This window comes from Flavobacteriaceae bacterium GSB9 (assembly GCA_022749295.1).
GTDB lineage: Bacteria > Bacteroidota > Bacteroidia > Flavobacteriales > Flavobacteriaceae > Flavisericum.
In genome coordinates this window covers 358,489-379,141 of the sequence record CP062007.1, presented here as the reverse complement: position 1 = coordinate 379,141, position 20,653 = coordinate 358,489, and the positions used below count along the sequence as shown (strand labels likewise).

At 38.4% G+C, this 20,653-nt stretch carries 14 protein-coding genes; all 14 read right to left on the bottom strand.

Going from position 1 to position 20,653, the window contains the following annotated elements:
- Positions 1-2: 2 nt before the first annotated feature.
- Positions 3-3,152 (bottom strand): DUF6298 domain-containing protein, encoded by a 3,150-nt coding sequence (locus GSB9_00359; protein ID UKM63813.2) that lies wholly within the window; start codon positions 3,150-3,152, stop codon positions 3-5.
- Positions 3,153-3,245: 93 nt separating this feature from the next.
- Complete coding sequence (locus tag GSB9_00358; GenBank protein UKM63812.1) at positions 3,246-6,047, bottom strand: T9SS type A sorting domain-containing protein; 2,802 nt, start codon at positions 6,045-6,047, stop codon at positions 3,246-3,248.
- Positions 6,048-6,074: 27 nt separating this feature from the next.
- Positions 6,075-7,655, bottom strand: a complete 1,581-nt coding sequence (locus tag GSB9_00357; protein UKM63811.1) for a pectate lyase — start codon at positions 7,653-7,655, stop codon at positions 6,075-6,077.
- Between the two features lie 14 nt (positions 7,656-7,669).
- Positions 7,670-8,308: a LamG domain-containing protein gene (locus GSB9_00356; protein ID UKM63810.2), complete on the bottom strand. Its 639-nt coding sequence runs from the start codon at positions 8,306-8,308 to the stop codon at positions 7,670-7,672.
- A gap of 144 nt (positions 8,309-8,452) precedes the next feature.
- Positions 8,453-9,502 (bottom strand): hypothetical protein, encoded by a 1,050-nt coding sequence (locus GSB9_00355; protein ID UKM63809.1) that lies wholly within the window; start codon positions 9,500-9,502, stop codon positions 8,453-8,455.
- 49 nt (positions 9,503-9,551) lie between these two features.
- Positions 9,552-9,998 carry a MaoC family dehydratase N-terminal domain-containing protein gene (locus tag GSB9_00354; protein UKM63808.1) on the bottom strand — a complete coding sequence of 149 codons (447 nt, stop codon included), beginning with the start codon at positions 9,996-9,998 and terminating at the stop codon, positions 9,552-9,554.
- Positions 9,999-10,008: 10 nt separating this feature from the next.
- Positions 10,009-12,288, bottom strand: a complete 2,280-nt coding sequence (locus GSB9_00353) for an extracellular solute-binding protein (GenBank protein ID UKM63807.1) — start codon at positions 12,286-12,288, stop codon at positions 10,009-10,011.
- 3 nt (positions 12,289-12,291) lie between these two features.
- The gene (locus GSB9_00352; protein UKM63806.1) at positions 12,292-13,431 is read right to left on the bottom strand and encodes a CoA transferase; all 1,140 of its coding nucleotides are present in this window, start codon (positions 13,429-13,431) and stop codon (positions 12,292-12,294) included.
- Positions 13,432-14,580, bottom strand: a complete 1,149-nt coding sequence (locus GSB9_00351) for a CoA transferase (protein ID UKM63805.1) — start codon at positions 14,578-14,580, stop codon at positions 13,432-13,434. It abuts the gene before it with no gap.
- A 4-nt stretch (positions 14,581-14,584) separates the two neighbouring features.
- Positions 14,585-15,724, bottom strand: coding sequence for an extracellular solute-binding protein (locus GSB9_00350; protein UKM63804.1), 1,140 nt, complete (start codon positions 15,722-15,724; stop codon positions 14,585-14,587).
- Between the two features lie 14 nt (positions 15,725-15,738).
- Positions 15,739-16,899: a four-carbon acid sugar kinase family protein gene (locus GSB9_00349; protein UKM63803.1), complete on the bottom strand. Its 1,161-nt coding sequence runs from the start codon at positions 16,897-16,899 to the stop codon at positions 15,739-15,741.
- A complete protein-coding gene (pdxA, locus tag GSB9_00348; GenBank protein ID UKM63802.1) occupies positions 16,899-17,924 on the bottom strand; it encodes a 4-hydroxythreonine-4-phosphate dehydrogenase PdxA in 1,026 nt (341 codons plus the stop codon). Before pdxA ends, GSB9_00349 begins: the two co-directional genes overlap by 1 nt.
- Positions 17,925-17,937: 13 nt before the next feature.
- Positions 17,938-19,086, bottom strand: coding sequence for an iron-containing alcohol dehydrogenase (locus GSB9_00347; GenBank protein ID UKM63801.1), 1,149 nt, complete (start codon positions 19,084-19,086; stop codon positions 17,938-17,940).
- A gap of 16 nt (positions 19,087-19,102) precedes the next feature.
- Entirely contained in the window at positions 19,103-20,644 is a 1,542-nt protein-coding gene (locus GSB9_00346) for a sodium:solute symporter (GenBank protein UKM63800.1), read from the bottom strand.
- Positions 20,645-20,653: the final 9 nt, after the last annotated feature.

Here is a 20,653-nt window from a genome sequence, read left to right as displayed (position 1 = left end):
TTTTATTGTTTTCGAAGCCATGCCACTATAAGGCCTTCGTTTGGAAATTCCAGTTGTTTAACTGAACTATTTATAACGGTTTCGGTGGGTGTTATTTGGCCCGTTTCGGGATTGATCCAAAATAATCGGTAATCTTTTTTATCGTTTTTTAAATCAATTTGAACTTCCTTTTGCTCACTGAAAATAATATAACCAAGCCCTTTTTTTCCTAACACGTAAGATTTCGAATGATTGTTTTCCACCGAATAACTTTCCATGTTAGCAGCATCTTTATAAAATTGGTTGTCTTTAACTCCTGGCAATGATGCCAACGAGCCTCCAGCCATAAATGTGGCCCAATTAGAAAACGGAGCGCCCCGCTGTGAAAATACTACTGCCTTTTTAGGGTATTTGGTTCGATATTCTGATACTGCCCTATAAATTTGCTCAAAAGTCGTTTTACCGGGATTCATTATTCTTGCATATTGACGCGCTGCCAAACTTACCCCGCCCGGAGGTGCGTATAATGTACCATCATCTCTATATTTCCATTGAATAATATCTATAATATCTACCAATTTAGAACGTTTTGCGTCTGATAAAATAGCGTCCTGTATGTCTTTCGTTCCAGGCAACATGACCAAAACATCTGTGCTATTTTCCTTTTCCCAAGCGGCTATTTCATCCAACCAAAACTGAACAAAATGAACAGGCCCCGTGTATTCCCATCCCAAATGGTGAATGATATTGGTATTATCTTTAAACTCATCCAAACTTTTTTGGATATATTGCTTATGCAATTGTTTCCTAGCTACATTAGTGGTATCGTAAAACGCCTCAGCCATGTAAATACGCTTGTCTCCAGCATAATGCGGGTTTTCAGCAAATTGCGTGTTATTTATATTATTGGCGGTTCGCCAAGGATAATCGGTCCAATGCGCACCTTCTTCAATTATATTGTGTTGCAGGTAATGTTCTTGAATGAATATTAATCCATTTGCGTCGGCTAAATCAGTAAATTGCTTTAACCTTAACCAATACCACGTGTTCCATTTGGTTAAATCGTATTTGCTCAAACGATCAAAAGCCTCGCCTTCTCCACTTCGACTGAACGGCTGTTCATAAAACGGTGCCCACACATCGGCATCGGCACGTCGTGTCCTGGCGTGATCGTCCCTTCTTCTTTCATACCAAAGTGATGGAAAATTTTGCATTACCGAGGTATTTTTTATCTGCATATCGGCTACCAAAGTATCTAAATTATCGGTTAATCCACGTCCTTCCCTTCCAGGAACAAACCGCACTAAATTAGGTCGGGATCGTTTTAACTGCGATGGCCTTGTGGAGCCTCTCCATAATGAAGTTCTGTCTCTTCCATTAGAAACTATTTTATCGTTAATTGTGATTTTTCCATTTTTAATTGCAACGGGGAAAGTTGTTTTCTTTGGTTCCCTTTTATTCAGAATTTTACTTTTGTCCCATTCTAAAGCATCGGAAGTATCAGAAACAATAGGATATTTTTCAATCATTTTATCAATCCAAACGTCCATTGTCAAGTCGGGTGATTTAGACAGTCCACTGTACTCTTTAGTCAATTCTGTTATGGGTGCCGTGGTACTACTCGTTTCATAAACCATAATTTTATCTTCCTCAATCGATTTTTCACCTGTACGGGCTTCTAATTGGGCATAAAACAAACTCTCTGGTTTTATAAAAGTGTGCTGCAATTCGTGGTGTCCGTCGCCGTAACCTTGTCCCCAACTCCCATAAGCCCAATTTTGTGCTTCGGGCGGTTTTGATAAGTGAATTTTAGCTGCTCGAGTTTGCCAGCTAAAAGAGTTTGCGGTGCTCCAACCTCCGCCCTGCCCGTCAACATCGCGATAATCAAAACTAATGCTACCACCATCAACAGTCATTTTATCAAACAAAATACCACTTGACCAACCGCCAATAGCACCACTAAAATTATACGGCAAGTAAGAGTAGCACTGCACAAATGCATTGGGTCCCGGCGTTGTGAAGCCTACTGAAAAGGCATGATAGCCATATTCGGCATAACAACGTTGAAACAGTATTTGCTGGCCTTGTGTTTGAAATGCATACCGGCGGTAATTGCCAATTTCGCCAACTGGATTTAACGATTTACAATCTTCAACGGTAATACGCTTGGCGGTGTCCCAAATCGCAACTGCCGAACTCACAAAGTTTTTTGCAGTAACGCGGCGTACCCAAGAATCGTAAACGTTTTCCATACTAATGGCCATCCAGCGGTGGTTTTCATCTTTTTTATTGGGCTCATTAAAGGTGGAAACACATTGTAGGTTTTCAATGCCAACATTGTTAATTCGACCATCCCAATTATACTTAGAAACGGTTGATTTTCCGTATTCGGGATTTAATCCATTTGTTAGAGGCGCATCAAGCCTTATGGATTTTTCAGTAACGGCAACCACCTCTCTATCCCAATTCATGTCGAAATCTCCTGGCTCCCAAACTGTAAGCGGATAATCAACATAAGCCCCAATTTTACCGGCTCCAATGCTTTCGATCCATTCTTTGGTTGATGGTCGGTTTATAATAATCTTATCGCCTACCTCAAAATTGTGCTTATCTGTAAAGGTTAGAACCGAAGTGTTTACAGGAAAGTATTTTTCTTCAAGTTCAACAGGTTGATTTAAATTTTTATTATTCTTACCTATAACCCGGATTAGTGTTGCCCTGTCTATTCCTGTTGCCAAAAGTCTGGTGCCGTTTTCTCCAGAGTCACTTCCTCTTAACACCACACCACTTGTGGACATTTTTAGGCTACCACTTATTTTGTAAGTACCTGGTTTAAGTAAAATTGTTCCTCGAAATCCATGGTTATTTAAAGGTAAATTGGATACATAATCAATCGCCGATTGTATTAACCGTGTGGCATCTTCATTTGTTTCCTCAATTGCCAAAACCACAGGAATATTGGGTATGGAGCTTTCTGAAGCTTTATAGCCACAGTAAGAATAATCTGGAACGCGGTCGCCGTTAGCTTCAATTTTATATTCTAACTGACCTGTTTTGGTAATATGTATTGGTGAGTTCTTTGTTGTAGTAAAATGGACAAACGCAATAGATGGGCATGCTAGAACAAATAACAAAACACAATGTTTTATATGTTTTGTCCATCGGGTTTTCATAGAGTGGAGTTTAGCTTTTTTAATGTATTCATTACATAAAACAATACACACAACGGCTTTTTTAAAACCCGTTGTGTGCACTGGTATTTATTTTTATTTAACAATTATTTTTTGGGTATGTAATATTTGTTTTGATTTTGAATCGATAAGCTTCAAAACAAAAATACCTTTTGAACTAACGTTTATTTCGTTAGCTTGATTGGCTTCAATAATTCCGTTGGAAATCTCTTTTCCTAAAACGTCAAACAATTTAAATTCTGACTGGTCGAAATCACTTTTCATTCTAATTGAAAACGTTCCGTTATTTGGTATTGGCCAAATTTTTAGGTCTTCAATGATTTTCTCTTCAATCGCCAAAGCAACATCAAAACCATTTAGAATATTAACAGTTCTTGTCATGCTATCATTTTCAGAATCGGTTACTGTAAAATCAAAAGATGCTAACCCTTCTGCATTGGGCGTAAACTCTAAAATATTACCATTTAAGTTTATGCTACCATTTACAACATTTGAAACTTCATACGAAGGACTACTCTCAAAACCTCTAGATAATTCATGCAAATCTATATTGATGGTTTCTCCACTTACTGAATTATAGTGTGGTAAAGACATCCATTGCAAATAATCATCAAGATTGGTGTAACCGTCCAAATCTCCATCGTTATTAGCATCTGAAAAATCGCCAACAGGAGAATTTAAGTTAGTCCCAATTATTGTTTCGTACCAGTTAGGCAAACCATCACTATCAGAATCCCAATCAGCCGGACGCGTTATAAACGGATAGTTTTCGTAGCCACCAGAGTCGGCCTCACGATCAGGGAATCCTTTTTTACCTGTTACGCTACCTGTAACCGAATATGTTCCCGCTAAAGTTTCTGTAACCATCCTTTTATCGTGGTCATCCATAACCGGTTGCGTACAACCAACATCAGATAATACCAATTTATAAGCATGATCTACTGATTGTGTTTCTACATAAGAAGGAAAAAATGGGCTATTAACAAAAGTTTCATATTGCGTATCAGCGCCATTAGAATCTCTAGAGAGCCTTCCTGCTTCTTGATTAGTTTCGTCAAAAACCCCGAGCATTTTATTACCTTCAAAAAAAGCACGTTGCATACCTTCTCCAACATTTTCATGATCCATGATTAAAGCATACTGTTTTTTTTCTGTACCAGGTCCAGGTTTGTAATAGTTTCCAACAAAATTAACTTCCTTGGCACCTCCATCAGTAGTTCTTGAACCCCAATTATATACTACGTTATTGGTTATATCTAGATATCCTTTATAGAAACCGCCGCCATCTAATCCACCTGCTAAACTCCAGTTACGACCGTAATTGTGAGCCAATAAATTATGGTGAAAACTACCTGTGCCACCTCCAATTGAAGCGGCATAACCGTGTTCTGTACCAGAAGGATAATTTAAATGATCTGCAGCGTTTAATGCTTCAGAAACCAAAGAATGTTGAAACGTTACGTTACCGGCATCACGAGAACTAATAGCCTCATCCACGGTCCAACTAATAGAGCAGTGGTCTATAATATTGTGGTCACCTTTTAGACCCATACCGCCCATATCGGCATTCCAATTATATCCCAAACGTACCCTTATATTTTGCACAATAATATCGTGGCTTCCTAAACCTAAAGAACTTCCTTTAATGGTAACACCTTTTCCAGGAGCCGTTTGGCCAGCAATGGTTATATATGGTGTATTACAAACTAAACGTGAATAAAGCTCTATAATTCCAGAAACATTAAAAACAATAGTTCTAGGCCCCGTAACGTTTTCGACGGCATATCTCAAACTACCAACACCACTATCATTTAGGTTAGAGACCACCACTACTTTTCCGCCACGACCACCACGAGCAAAACGTCCATAACCTTCTGCACCTGGAAACGCCAATTGTGCTGGCCGAAAACGCCAAACATTACCTTGTGTAACCTCTCCACCCGAGGTTATTTGGTCTATTCGCCAAAAGTATGTTTCTCCAGTATACAAACTGTTCACTTGGTATGAATCATTTCCTACATATTGATTTCCCATGTATTCTGATGAAGTGGTGTTAGCATTCGCAACAGCTATTTCATCGGTACCAAAATAAATATTCTGAGAAATAGCACTATCAGCTGGAGTCCATTGCAATAAAATACTACCCGAGCTCAATTCAGCATGTTCATTGTTGTGGGCAGGAATAGGATCTGTCGCTTGGTTAAAAATGTTTGGTGTATTGAGTTCAAAACCATTTATCATTACATTTTTTACATCTTCTGAGCCAGAAGTTTCGGCTGAAAATAAAATAACCACATCATTACCAGAGGTAGCATCAAACGTTAAATATGCAGATGCTGAGCTAGCTGGTGTTAATGCCCTAACAGTTGGCACAATATTATCCTCAACCAAATTACCATCAACAGAAATATCGATTGGACTATAAGTGTAGACATCGCTGCTAACCTGATTTAAAAATACAAGTAGAGAATGTGTGCCTTCAGCCAAACCACTAATACGAAGTTCCAATTGTCCTCCATCGTTTGCTGTACCGCCGTCTACTTTGGCACCATCACCTACTAGCTTGGCATCGTTGGGAGATTGAATTCCTTCTTTCCACCAACCCGTTCCTAAACCATCACCGAAACTTCCGAATTTAGAAAGGGTAAAGGTTATTCCGCTTTCGGAAACAGAAGATGTACTGGTAACAACCCACGGCGTGTAACCAGGTTCACCTACCTCTGATGTTTGCCTTCCTCCTTGGTCAAAATCAATTTTCACTACAGGATTTTGGGCAAAAACACCTAAAAAACAAGTAGTAAAAAACATAAATGTTAGGCTAAGAAAAGGCATTAAAAACCATCTACTTAATACTCTTGGGGTATAATTTTTTTTCATTGGAATAATTGTTTGTCTGTTTTTAATTTAATTCGAATTCATATAATTGATTAACAGTTTCATATTTCGTATGTACGTACCTGTTGCTATGTATTTTTGATCTGTTGTACTTCGGTAAGGTGATGTATCGGTTTCATCTCCAACCATTGTTGTTGCGTATTGATCGGTTTCATCTGTCTTCGTCCCATCTCCAAGGTACGGATTACTAATGTATGCCCGGTCTGTGAGCCATCTATTTTTGTCGTCTAACTGGTTAATTACCTCTTCCACCCTAGATTCATCTACCCTAAAATTATTGACATGTCTGTTTAAATTGTAATATCTCTGTGGGGTTTCTGCAAAGTTAAACCTTTTGGGTGTAAATGGCGAATCTGCAACAACCTCTTCCTTAGTGAGTTCTAGAGTTTTTTTATATTCATATTTTAGTTCGGTTAAACGCACATGAGCCTTACCATAATAATGGGCAAGTAAATTTTTGTCGTCATCATCTGTATAATAGCGCCCATATTTTACATTAGATCCTTTTCTATGCACATATATAGGCTTGTTGGTTTTGGCGTCTACAAATGTTGGATGTGTTCTGTGACCTTCTCGTTTTTCTTCCGGAAGCATGTTTTCTTCCAACCATTTTATAGCTTTTGGAACACCTTCAAGAAATTTTTTATTGCCAGTTATCTTATAAAATCTAATTAACAACAAGGCATTTTCGCATGTAGCACTTGGCAAAAAAGCTTCGGGCTCATATGTTCTAGCACTAGCTGCTTTCATTTCCATATTAATCTGTTGCCCCCAAGCCCCGCAACTATCCTGTGAAATCTTATAAAAATTCATTCCTTTATAGATAGGTTTGAGAAAACGCGCCTCTCCCAACACGAGGTAACATTGCGTAAGGAAATTGATATTTTCCCAAATAACATCGTCATTAAAAGTATAAAAGGATGTATAATCTGGAAAGCCTTGTTTTTCAAAATCGAAGCGCAAGGGATAGCGTTGTGGCCAACCTCCATTTGGATATTGGCTATTTAGAATAAATTGAATGGCCTTATCTAAGGCTGGTTTGTATGTCGGATCCATTTTTTCTAAATACATACGCAATAAAAAACGTGCAGCATCAGAAGTAACGTCATCATCAAAAGTTGAGTTTCCATAATAATGCTGAAACTCTTCAAGTCGCCAACCATTTTTTCCTATAGTATCATACCAATGCCTAAGCGAACGATCGCCCGCAAAATCAATCATGTAATTCCATCCGCCTTCATGACTTTGCCCCCAAATAATGGCACGAGCCGCTTTTTCGGCAGCTACGTAATAATAGTTGTTTCCTGTGGCTCGGTAAGCATCTAAAAACACGTGGCCCATACTAATGGTTCCAGGATGTTGCAACCACACCATTGTTTTGTAAGCTTCCATTTCGCCCCACTGACGAGAGAAGTCTGGCATGTAGTACCAAACATAACCACCGTTATAGCTTACTTCTTCCACCATAAATTCAGTAGCGTTTTGCATGGTTTTTAAAACGGCATCTTTTAAGGTTTTATTCTGTGATTCGGTATTTAGCCCTAAGAGCAATAGCGAAATAAGCAATAATTTATGGTGCATGTGCTTCATAACAGTTAGAGTTTTTAAGGCCCAATGTCCATAAAACTTGTTGGCGCTAGTTCCTTTGGAGTTACTTTTATTTTATAAATACTTCCTTTAAACCAAGATCGTTTATTTAACCGAACACCAAATGATGTTTTTCCTGTTTGGATGGGCTTAAAATTATAGGGTTCAAACAATTCTTTTTTTCCGTTAACATAGGTAGCCAAACTATTAGGTTTTACTACAAAGGCGACATGATGCCATTTGCCTAGTGGGTGCGTTAACGTTGAATCGATCAATGCTTTTTTATTATCGTTTGATGCTGCGAAACCATCAAAGTACCACTGCCCGTCTTTTGCTCTTATTTCAAGCAACATCCGATCGCCAGACACTTCGCCCATGTGCACTATGCGTTGTTCGAAATCACCATCGACAGCTGGGTTAAAAATCATTTCTACTGTAAACTCTTTATAAGTTTTCAAAGGATTTTCTTCCAGAAAAATAGCATCATCAACGCCATCAAAATAAACAGATTTTCCGTAAGGCGAATCTATAACTTGGGGGGTTCCGATAACTTTGTAACTATTTGAGTTTTTATCCAAAAAGTCAGCTAGAAGCCATTGGCTACTTTCGTCCTGCTTATGTTTACATGCCACGAGCAAACTTAGGCCTACAGCCAAAACTATTATTTTACGATTGAATTTAACCATTAAAATGTAATCGATTACCCAAATATATCACAAAAAACAATGTGCTCATGTTAAAAGTTATAATTATGACCGTTATATTGCCAAAAAGTTTAATTTGCCAATTAGTTTTTTATTCTAATAACTACCGTAACTTGTGACGCAAAACGAAAAAATTAAAACTGCTAAGCCTAGAATTAGTATAGTGTAGGTCTCTCTTTTTACATTTTTCCATTCCTTCATAATTACACCAACTATATAACTAAAGAAAATAAGCATAGACATATGCAAAACCCAACTAGCAAATTGGTAATCGCCCATTCTTACATGCCCCAATCCATAAAAGAAAAATTGCATGCACCACAGCGTCCCTGTTAACGACGATAACAACCAATTTTTTACAAGCCTATTTTTGGTTTTATTTTTTTCCTCTTTATTTGGCAAGAACTCTTTTAAAGTGTTTTGTTTATACCCAGCTATTACATACCAAATGAGGTTAACCACAAAACATCCAAACGTTGAAACTACAAGCTTAGCGTTTCCTTCAAAATGACCAGCTCCATTTTGGGCAGCCATATCTGCAATGGGCTGTCCATACTCTAACGATAGGTTAAAAACCCCTGAGAGTACCCCGGCAACAATGGTTAATGCCAGCCCCAACATCATATTAAACCCGGTTTTATTTAATTTTTCAGCATCTAAATCTTTCTCTTTTTTAAAGCCTGCCCAGCCACAAATGGCCACACCAACTATAGACAAAACCATTCCCAATAGTACAATGGTACCGCCTGGTTTTGTAAAAAAATCACCTAAGCCTCCAAAAACCATAAGTGGCATAATTGTACCAACAACCGCCGAAATCCCAATAGCCAGCGTATAAGTCAACGAGTAACCGATGTGGTTGATAGCCTTACCAAACGACATCCCGCCAAACCCGTATACAGCACCCAATAAAAAGGCCATCCAAAATGGTTTTGAAGGGGCATTAGCTATAATGGAAAAGAAATTGGGTACCGTAATCCATGCCAACAATAATGGTACAACCAACCACGCAAAGAGTGATTGGGTAAGCCAATAGGTGTTCCATGACCAACCTTTGGTTTTTGTACTGGGAAGATAACAACTAGCAGCAGACATACCCCCTACAGCATGAAGAAACGTACCTAATATGGAATTGGGTGCACTCATTTTATTGATGTTTTTAAATTAATGGTTTAGTTTGGTTTGAGATTGTAAATTATTTAGTCTTGCGTTTTACAAGTAGTAAATGATCGCAAACCAAAACGACTTCTCCTTTTTGGTTTATAATTTCAACATGTTCGGTTACCGTTCCCATTTCTGGCCTTTTGGCATCGCCTTTATTTGAAATGGTAATTTCAGAATGAATGGTATCACCTATATGTACCGGCTTAACAAAACGCATGCGGTCGTAGCCTTTTGAAAATGCTTCAGGATTAATCTCCGAAGCCGTTAAACCAATCCCAATACTAAAAATCATGGTACCATGCGCAATGCGCTGTCCAAAAGGCTGGGTTTTGCACCACTCTTCGTCCATGTGATGTGGAAAAAAATCTCCAGTATGTCCGGCATGCATTACAAAATCAGTCTCTGTAATAGTTCTGCCTAAGGTTACTCGCTTATCGTTTAATTTATAATCTTCGAAAAATATGGATTTAAAATACATTGTTTTTGTTTTATAATTCTGTTAATGATATACCTCCTTCGCTATTGCTCAAATAACACGCTTCAACCACTTTCATGGTATGCAAGACATCCTGAACACTTGTGTATAGTTCGTTATCGGTTCCTTCCTTAAAGCGCATAAGGTTAGACATCGTTCCAATAAAAGCTTCTGGGAACCAAGAACCCTCCAATTCGAGTGTTTTCCATTCAGGTGCTTTACCATCTTCAACTATTACATATTGAAACTCATCAGGCAACCCGTCTGGGTAGTTCATCAATAAGCCCATTTTAGCTTTAATTGCCCCTTTTGTGCCTTCCCATTTAATATAGCTTTCTTGATTTTCTGTACCGAAATCATGATCATGATTGGTGTTGATTTTAACACTGATTTCATCGCCATAATCCATGATAATTGTTGAACGACACGAAGACAAATCTTTCTTTGGATGTTTTGTTGTACGTGCCATAACCCGTTTTGGATTCCCTAAAAATGAACGGATACAATCGATATAATGCACACTATGAAAAAGGATTTCCAAGCGTGGGTGTTGTTTAATAACCGGAAAAAGTTCCCACGGTGTTTTCACACTAACCTTGAATTCCATGTCGTACAAATCACCTATTAATCCTTTATCAATAATGTTTCTAGCCGCACTAACAAACGAAGCAAATCGCAGCTGAAAATTTATAGCTGCTACCAAGTTTTTACGTTCGCATACTTCAACAATTTCTTTGGCTTGTTTATAATCATTGCCCATTGGTTTTTGAATAAGTACGGCTGCTCCATCAGGCAATTGTTCTAAAATTTCCACATATTGGTCGGGTAACACCGTTATATCGTAAACCGCATTCTCTGGTGCGTTTTTAACCGCTTCTGCAACATTTTTAAAAACATGTGGGATATTGTGGTCTTCAGCCATTTTATGGGCTTTAGAAATGGTTCTGTTTGTTATGCCATATACTTTAAAACCCGCCATTTTGTATGCCGGCAAATGGGCATCCTTTACTATACCGCTTGCTCCAATAATCATAATGGGTTGCTCTGTTTCGGGAAGTAAGGGTTTATATTCAAAAACTTCCTGTATTTTATTTTGTGTAGTTTTTAAGAGCAAAGGTGTGGGAACATGGCTAGTTATCGCCTGTAAGACCATTTTGTCTATGAGTTCTGCTACTTTTGGCCAAACAGGTGTTTGTGGCAGTGTTAGGGCATTTTCATGCAGCATACCCAATTTATGGTAGTAAGGAATGGTTTCATTTATTTCATCATCATTCCAAGTTGATTTTCTGCACCCAATACCGCCTTCATTTGTTAATAATTTATCGCTTTCGGGTCTTGTTGCAAATTTCAAGAATTCGTAAGCAAGAGCTTTATTTTTACTACCAGAGCCTATGGTATAAAGCCAGTATACATTTAGTGATGCAGCTTTACACCCAGCATCGTGTGGCAGCTCTGCAATATCAACTTTTCCTTTAACTTTAGAAGCTTCAATTACCTCACCCATAGACGCAAAGCCAAACCAATTTATGGTCATAGCCGCTTCACCCTTTGCAAATGCCATTCCGGCTTCAACCGACTCAAAATCTTCAGATCCAGGGTGGGTGGTTTTTTCGTTGTTTACAATCGCTCTGTAGAATTCTAATGCTTTTACAGCTTCTGGAGTGTTGATATTTATATTGTTATTTGAATCCAATAACGACCCACCGCGTGTCCATAATTGTAATGAAAAATCAAAAACCATATTATGCGCGTCGGGATAATTGGCGAACACGCAACCGTATAGGTTTTCATCGGGCCTATTAAAAAATTCTGCAATCTGAGTAAACTCATTCCAAGTTGTAGGAGGTTTTAAATCGTAGCCATATTGTTTTTTGAAATTTGCTTTCTCGGTAGGGTCTTCGAATAAATCTTTTCGGTAAATCAAACATTCTGGGCCATCATGAAATGGAAGACCGTAAACATTATTATTAATTTCTTGAAGGTGGAGTAAAGAATTGTGCCAACCATCTGGGAAGTCTTGTGGCGGATCTTTTTCTAAAAACGGCGTTAAATTTTCTACAGCGTTTCCGTTTACGGCATCTAAAATCCAATCTGTATTGATATGCGCTATATCCCAATCGCCATTTTGCAAACCTTTTTTTATAAGTATTTCTTCATACAGCTCATGAAGTTCCATTGGAACCATTTCTACATCAATGTTCAAATTATTTTCTAAACAGAAAGCATCCCAAAGCTTTTTTAAGGTATTTTCAAAAGGCTCAAATTTCCTTACAGCTATTCTAAATTTTCCCATGTCTTAGTTGTTTATTAATTCCAATATAATTTTCTCGTTGTGCTCACCAAGTTTTGGTGATGCTTTTATTGATTTGAATACTTCTCCGTCAATTTTAATGGGGCATCGCGTTGTTTTGTATTCATAGCCGTCGCCCATGGTTACGCTTTGAACAAAATGCAAAACTTTAAACCCCTCTTCCTCAAAAAGCTCTTGATAATTTAAAACTTTGGCGCACCAAATATCAGCGGGCTCTAAAATGTTGAGCCAAAAACCGGTTGTTTGTGTTTTAAGGTGTTTTGCCAGTATTTTTTTAATTTTATCCCGTAATTCGAATTTATTTTCTGGAAATTTAAGCAATTCGTTGCACTTCAATAAATCGGCCAATACCGGTATCGACCCCATTGCCAGTGCTAAAAATCCATCTTTAGTTCTATAAATACCATAGGGAGCCCCCAAATAAGCGTGAGCGTTGTTGGTTTTTGTCCTTACGGGGAGTTCACCTCCGTCATTAAAAAAAGTGGTGATCGTTTCAAACTGAAAATCGATTGCCGATTCCAACATACTTACTTGTACCAAAGCACCAACGTTTTTAACCGTTTTTCTGTAAAGTGCTGCTAAAATACCTTGTGCCAAATGTGCACCGGCCAGCATATCTACAATAGATAGGCCCATTGGTACGGGACCATCATTTTGGTTGCCCGTTAGCCATGTTAGTGCCGTTAGAGACTGTAACAACAAATCCTGACCCGGTTTATCAACCAAATCAGGGTGGTTACCGTAACCTGATATTTCGGCATAAACCACTTTTGGATTTATTGCTTTTACATCGTCGTAACTCAACCCTACACGCTCCATCACTCCTGGGCGGAAGTTATGCATAACCACATCGGCCTTTTCAATTAAAACTTTCAATTTTTTAAGGTCTTGTTCATCTTTAAAATCGGCGGCAAACGATTCTTTGTTTCTATTAATTGTATGAAAAATAGACGATTCGCCGTTCATTATTAAATCGGAAGTATAAAGCGTTCGGCATATATCACCAAGACCGGGTTTTTCCACTTTTATCACTCTTGCTCCCAAATCGGCCAAGCGTAAACTTGCCGAAGGCCCTGATAAGAACTGGCTAAAATCAATTATTAAATAATCTTCTAAGGGCTTCATTTAGTTCGTTAAAAATTGTTCGTTAATAGCATTATTATCTTCCCCTACCTGAGGTGCTGCTTTATCATCCAATAAAAGCTCGCCGTCAATTTGAATAGGGCTTCGTGTAGTTACCATGGTTTCCCCCTTTGAGTTTTTCACGGTTTGCTTTAACTGCAAATCGTCCATAAAAGGCCGACCGTTTAAATCTTGATAATTCAGTACTTTTTCGCACCATAATCCTTTTTCCCTTAAAACACCAATCCAATGATCCGAACTTTTGGTTATAATTCTTTTTGCTAAAATTTTTCTAATTGCTGCGCGCGAACGAAACCATGTTTTCTTATTCGTATACTTTCCTAAATCGACCTCTAAAACTTCAGCCATTAGCAATAAATCGCCCATGGCTAAAGCCAAATAGCCATCGTTGGTTTCGTAAATACCGTAAGGTGCACTTAAAAAAGCATGCGCACTACCGCGAACATTTCCCCTATTGGCCAATTTTCCGCCATTGTTTAAAAATATAGTGAGCGCTTCAAACTGCACATCTAAAATCGATTCCAGTAAACTGACTTCAACCAAAACGCCTTTTCCTGTTTTAGCACGTTTAAGCAATGCGGCCAAAATACCTTGCACAAAATGGTTCCCACACATTAAATCGGCCACTGCCAATCCAAAGGGTACAGGACCTTGTATACTCTTTCCGCTTAACCAAGTTAACCCAGAAAGCGATTGTACCAACAAATCCTGCCCCGGTTTTTTAGCCCATGGACCTTCGCTACCGTAACCCATAATAACACCATAAATGATTTTTGGGTTTATGCTTAGTACTTTTTTAAAGTCTAAACCAATTTTTTCCATAACGCCAGGGCGGAAATTATGCGTCATAATATCTGCTTTGGCTATCAGCTTTTTTACTTGCTCTAAATCGTCAAGATCCTTTAAATTGGCTGCGAAAGATTCTTTATTTCTATTAATGGTGTGAAATAACATACTACTATCGTCAACAAACAAATCTTTGATACTAAGCTGACGACAAGCTTCGCCTTTTACAGGCCGTTCAATTTTAATAACACGGGCTCCCAAATCAGCTAATTTTAATCCAGCCGATGGTCCTGCTAAAAACTGCGAAAACTCCAATACCAATAAACCGTCTAATGGTTTTACCATGTATTTAATGCGTTAGGGATTCTTTATAAATTTCGTTCATTTTATCGACCGCTGCTTCAATACTTACTTTTTCGGTTATGGCTTCGTAAATAACAGGACTTGCTTCATCCTGAAAATGCATATAACCATAGTATTGAGGTCTTAAAGTCGCTTCATCCAAAGTTTGTAAGGTGTCTTTGAAAAAGTTTTTACATTGGCTGTTAACTTCTTCACTTAACCATGATTTTCTATGGCCCGGTTGCCCACCAAACTCAAAATAAAGTCCGGATTGCACTTTTTCAGAAGCGGTAAACTCAGCATATTTCATAGCCATTTCAGCATGTTTTGTTTTCGAGGAAACCGCTATACCGGCACCACCCAAAGTTGAGCGTAATCGTTTTCCGTTGAAGGTTACCAATCCACCAGCTTTTAATGTATGCTCAACATAATTTTTCTTGGAGTAATTGGAGTATCCATAATTAAACGGACTGTAAACAATATCGTTGTTTATCGTCATGTGCTCAGCCATTCGTATCGGATTCATTTCCAGACAATAAGACGGAATTAAATCCACCAATTGTTTATATGTTTTTATGGCTTCAATCATAACGTTACGTGGAGCCACTTCAGTTTTACTTTCAAAAACTTCAGCTCCCAAAGCAATACACATCATGTAATGGTGCATTAATGTATCAATAGGAATAGACGCAAAACCTACTTTTCCAGTTTCTGCCAAAGCCATTAATTCTTTCCAAGTTTTGGGAATTTTAATGTTTTGCTGCTCAAGTAAATCTTCACGCCAAGTGGCAATAGGTGCTGCAGCATCGGTAGCTAGCGTCCATTGTTTGCCATCAACGTTATAACTCGCATTCGATTTTCCGACGGTATTATCTGCTAATTCCTTCAAAAAATCGGCACTTAAATAATCATCGAAAGGCAAAAGCACCTTATCTCTTGCCGCAATAGAAACGTGTGGATTATCCATTATCAACAAATCGTAATTTGCTGTTAATTCACTTAACGTAGCATCTGCAAAAGCTTGCAATGAACGCTTTTCCCAAATGATTCTAACATCGGGGTTTAACTCCTCAAAACGTTGTGCCGTGGCCACTACCGAGGTAAATCCACGGGTGTGGTTCCAGGCTATTCCTTTTAATATGATCATTTATCCTTTTATTTTTAATATATCAATCCTTTTGGCCATTTGTAGCTCCCAGGTTTTAACGTTATATGTCTACGCTTATCTCGATTATTTTGCATCCGCAAAACTCCAGGTGCCAAAGCCTCTGTCGGTTTAAAACTGTTCCAACTTAATGCATTTAAAATATCGTAAGCACTGGCACCGCCCTCAATAAACAGTTCGTTAACATCTATTGCGGAAAGCAAAGCATCAACAACCAAACTCAATCTGTTTTTAAGTACAGTTGAACTGTTTTCAAATTGAATAATTTCATCTGAAATTCTAACAATCAACTTCCTTTTTTTCTTGTAAACCTCAACAACTTGTTTCGTAAACTCCTGAATATTTGCATCACTACAATCTTTTTTCAATAATTTTACAGGAAAACTTAACAACGGACAACCTTGTTCTTCAAGTTGTTTAGCAAAAGCGACACTTTCTGGGTGCGTACTTCCTGAAACCAAAACGTAGTTTGCCGTAAAGCTAAGATTTTTGATGTCTTTTTTAACTGAAATAATGCCCAACTTTTTTAAAAATTGCTCAAAAAAAGCGGCACTTCCACCAATTAAAATATTTTTGTTATAAACGTTTAGGTTTTCGACCAAATCGGTTTCACTTTCACAATCAGGAACATGAATACTTTCTGAAGAAAGGTGTTCAATATCACCCGTTTTTACCGAAAGAAGGTTTTCTTCTGAAGTTCTACTGACCAATAGCGCTTTAACCGATGACATTTTAGCCGGAAAATCGGGATCGGTAGCAAAACCGGTATTTTCAATTTTTTGGCCATCGACATAATACACGCCATTTTTAATACAGCGGTTTGTAATGGGATTTGATGGTTGCAATAAAACCGTTGACTTTCCAGTAGCGTCAATCAAGGCTTTTATTTCAGTCAGTACATGGCCACGCAATACCGAATCGCATTTTTTAAACACAATGGTATCGGGTGTCATTTTTAATTTTTTTTTTATAATTTGCTGATGCGTATTGTAAGCTTCGTTAGCTCCCAAAGAGCGTGAATCTGTAGCAACAACAGCCACTTTCGCCAATTGTTCGGGCACCTTATCTATCCCAAGAGAAACACCTACGCCGTAGCGTAAACAAACTCCAGCAATTTCAGCTGCTCCCGTTATATCATCAGCAATTACGGTTATCATTAATTGTTGTGTTTGGCCATTAAAATAGCATAATCGATAGCTACCAACATCGCATCGGAAGAAGCTATACCTTGACCCGCAATTTCAAAAGCAGTACCGTGGTCAACCGAGGTTCTAATAATGGGCAATCCCAAAGTGATATTCACACCCTTTACGCTTTTCATCGTTTCCTTTTCGTTATCCCATTTAAAGCCTTCGAGTTTAAACGGAATATGCCCTTGGTCGTGGTACATGGCCACACAGCCATCAAATTTCCCTTGAACGGCTTTTACAAACATGGTATCGGGAGGAAAGGGGCCTTGGGCATCAATACCCAGTTTTTTGGCTTGTTCCATAGCAGGAATAATCTCATCAACTTCCTCATCCCCAAACAGTTGGTTTTCTCCAGCATGAGGGTTTAATCCAGCAACGGCAATGCGCGGTTTTTCAATGCCGAATTTTTTACAAGCGTCATTCAACAAGGTTATCACTTCAAAAACACGGTCTTTTTTACATAAATCGCACGCTTGACGTAACGATACGTGTGTACTAGCATGAATCACCCTAAAATTCTCATCGGCCAAAAGCATGGCGTATTTTTTGGTTTTTGTGTACTCGGCATAAATTTCGGTATGCCCAGAATATTTGTGCCCTGCCTTATGAATCGATTCTTTGTTTATGGGAGCCGTAACAGTTGCATCGATATCTTTAGCCAAAGCCAATTCTATATTTTTAATAACTGCCTCGAAAGCTGCCTTTCCAGCCATAGCGGTTACAACTCCCGGTTGCAACGCATCGGCATCAACGTTTTTTAAATCAAAAACATCAATAATACCATTTTCAAATTTGGCCTCAGCAACACTTTGGATGGCGTTTATTTTTAATGAAGATTTTAATGCATTAACTTCGTTTTGCATGGTTACTGCATCACCAACCACCAAGGGACTGCATCGTTCGTAAACATCCTTAAGTGCTAATGTTTTTATGATAATCTCTGGACCAATTCCGGCCGGATCACCCATTGAAATTCCTATTTTGGGTTTCATCTAATTTGAGTTTTTAAAGCAGTTTTTTGTAAATATTAATGGCATCCTGGCGGGTGACTTCTCTTGGATTATTTTTGAGCAATCGAGTTACTTTCATGGCTATATCGGCCAACTCGGGCAAAACTTCTTTTGTTATACCAATTTCTGAAAGTTTTTGAGGAATGCCACAAGCATTAGAAAGCGCTTCTATTTTTTCGATACCCAAAGCGGCTATGTTTTCATCACTTCCATTCCAGGTTATGCCTAATGCACGAGCCACTTCGGCATGTCGTTTTGGATTAGCCGAAAGGTTGAAGCGTAGCACTTCAGGCATTAAAATGGCGTTTGAAAGCCCATGCGCTATATGAAACTTCCCGCCCAAACCATACGATAAAGCATGCACCGCTGATGTATTGACCGGACCTAAACAGAGACCACCATACATAGAGCCTAAAAGCAATGCTGAACGAGCCTCAATATCGCTGCCATCTTGGTAAGCTTTTTCAAGGTTATCTGATATCAGTTTAATACCTCTCAAGGCATAAGTATCTACCGTAGGGTGCGCAAATTTGTTTGTGTAAGCTTCAATACAATGTGACAGGGCATCGATACCTGTTTCAGCTGTTAATTTAGATGGTAAACTGACCGTAAGCACGGAGTCAAGATAACAGGCATCTGGCACTAAAAACGGACTGATAATGCCACTTTTGGCCTGGGTTTCTTCATTTAACAAAATGGCATTTGGCGATACTTCGCTACCTGTACCAGAGGTTGTAGGAACACAAATTAGTTTTATATCCCTTCCTTTTAAAAAGCCAATACCAACTACATCTTCTAGCTTTTGGGAATTGTTAATTAATGCTGCTAAAAGCTTGGCGCAATCTAAAACACTTCCTCCACCTACTCCAATAACACAATCTGGATTGAAGTTTTCATAATCATCTAGTAATTGGTTGAACTGTGAAAAAGTAGGTTCCCCAACAAATTTATATTCTACAAGAAGGACTTCCTTTCCTTTATTTTGAAAGTTTTTTACTGTAGCTTCAACGGCATTTAAAATAGGTGTAGCCACCAAAAACAAGATGCGTTTTGAACTTTCTAAAATAGCATCGTTACCAAGCTCGTTGATTGTGTTTTCGCCAAACATAATCTTTCCTGGCTGCAACAGCGTAATTGAATTCATTTGAAATATATCGTTTTTATTTTTTTTCTTTTAGTTTAAAATAGCCAAAAATGGTCAGTTCTTCATCTACCGGTTCTGATTTGAAAAATAAACTCGCTACATAACCAACAACCAATACAATTAAATGGCTATAAACCCCCAACATATACTTGTGGTGTGGAAAATTATAATCACCAAAATCGAGAATTAACGAACCATTTATTTCGGTGGTTGTTAAAATAGCATAAGCGGTAAACAAAATACAAGTAATTATACCAATATGCAAGCCTTGTTTGTTTGCTTTTCTTGAAAATAATCCGAGCATAAATATCCCCACAATACCAGCTGAAAATATGGCGTAAAGTTTAAACACGACACCAAGTACGCCTTGTCCGTCCCAAGCGGCATAAAGTAAAGCTACAATGGCCATGGCGATTCCCGAAAACAAGACCAGCAAACGACCAACCCTCAACCGTTGTTTATCGGTACAGTTAGGGTTAAATCGTTGATAAAAATCTTCAACGCCAATGGCTGCCAAACAGTTCATATCGGAATCTAGACTCGATACGGCCGCAGCAATAAGCGCTGCCAAAACCAAACCAACGGCTCCAACGGGTAATTCGGTTCCTATAAAATAAGTAAAAGCCTGGTCTGTTGTTAGTCCTTCGGGCAAAACGGCACCACCGGAATTATAAAACACAAATAATAACGAACCGATGAGCATAAACAAGGCCCAAACCGGTACACTGGCCAAAACACCAATATAGGCCGCTTTTTTGGCATCTTTATCGGTTCTTGCGGTTAAGTAACGTTGCACAATAGTTTGATCGGTACCGTATTTTTGCAATGCATAAAATGCTCCGTTAATCACCAAAACCCAAAATGTGAGTTCGGTAAAAGTAAAATCGTAGGGACCGAAATCTATTTTTTTCATGGCGAAAGCTTCATCAATCATAAAGCCAGGCCCTCCTTCAGATTTAAACAACAAAACCCCTATACATAAAAGACCACCTCCAATGAGTAAAAATCCTTGAATAACATCCATCCAAATTACAGCTTCAATACCGCCCAATAGCGTTAATATCAAAATAATAACCGTAAGAGATATAATATAGGTCGTTACATCAATACCGGTTAACGTCGCTAAGGCTAAACTAACAAGATAGAGTACCGTTCCCATTTTTGAAAAATGCGTTAAAATAAAGGCAATAGAACTGTACATACGGGCAAAAGGACTGAAACGGCGCTCAAAATACTCATAAGTACTTAAACGGATTACCTTTCGGAATAAGGGCACGATTACCCAAATGAGACCAATTAAAACAATGGGCACCATAAGACCTTGAACCAATAGAATCCAGTTGGATTTATAAGCCGCAGCAGGGTAAGCCAAAAAGGTAACACTACTAATTAAGGTTGCAAAAATGGAAATACCAATGGCCCAAGCCGGTATGTTTTTACTTCCGGCAAAATATTGATCTGAACTCTTTTGGCGGTGCGCGAAATAAAATCCGGCACCCAATGTAAAGGCCACGGAAATAACGACAATAACAATGTCTATCCAGTGAATGTTAAGCATAATGATTTT

Excerpts from the sequence above, each read along its gene's own strand:
- GSB9_00359 (UKM63813.2), bottom strand. The coding sequence starts at position 3,152 with ATGAAAACCCGATGGACAAAACATATAAAACATTGTGTTTTGTTATTT.
- GSB9_00358 (UKM63812.1), bottom strand. The coding sequence starts at position 6,047 with ATGAAAAAAAATTATACCCCAAGAGTATTAAGTAGATGGTTTTTAATG.
- GSB9_00357 (UKM63811.1), bottom strand. The coding sequence starts at position 7,655 with ATGAAGCACATGCACCATAAATTATTGCTTATTTCGCTATTGCTCTTA.
- GSB9_00355 (UKM63809.1), bottom strand. The coding sequence starts at position 9,502 with ATGAGTGCACCCAATTCCATATTAGGTACGTTTCTTCATGCTGTAGGG.
- GSB9_00354 (UKM63808.1), bottom strand. The coding sequence starts at position 9,998 with ATGTATTTTAAATCCATATTTTTCGAAGATTATAAATTAAACGATAAG.
- GSB9_00353 (UKM63807.1), bottom strand. The coding sequence starts at position 12,288 with ATGGGAAAATTTAGAATAGCTGTAAGGAAATTTGAGCCTTTTGAAAAT.
- GSB9_00352 (UKM63806.1), bottom strand. The coding sequence starts at position 13,431 with ATGAAGCCCTTAGAAGATTATTTAATAATTGATTTTAGCCAGTTCTTA.
- GSB9_00351 (UKM63805.1), bottom strand. The coding sequence starts at position 14,580 with ATGGTAAAACCATTAGACGGTTTATTGGTATTGGAGTTTTCGCAGTTT.
- GSB9_00350 (UKM63804.1), bottom strand. The coding sequence starts at position 15,724 with ATGATCATATTAAAAGGAATAGCCTGGAACCACACCCGTGGATTTACC.
- GSB9_00349 (UKM63803.1), bottom strand. The coding sequence starts at position 16,899 with ATGATAACCGTAATTGCTGATGATATAACGGGAGCAGCTGAAATTGCT.
- pdxA (UKM63802.1), bottom strand. The coding sequence starts at position 17,924 with ATGAAACCCAAAATAGGAATTTCAATGGGTGATCCGGCCGGAATTGGT.
- GSB9_00347 (UKM63801.1), bottom strand. The coding sequence starts at position 19,086 with ATGAATTCAATTACGCTGTTGCAGCCAGGAAAGATTATGTTTGGCGAA.
- GSB9_00346 (UKM63800.1), bottom strand. The coding sequence starts at position 20,644 with ATGCTTAACATTCACTGGATAGACATTGTTATTGTCGTTATTTCCGTG.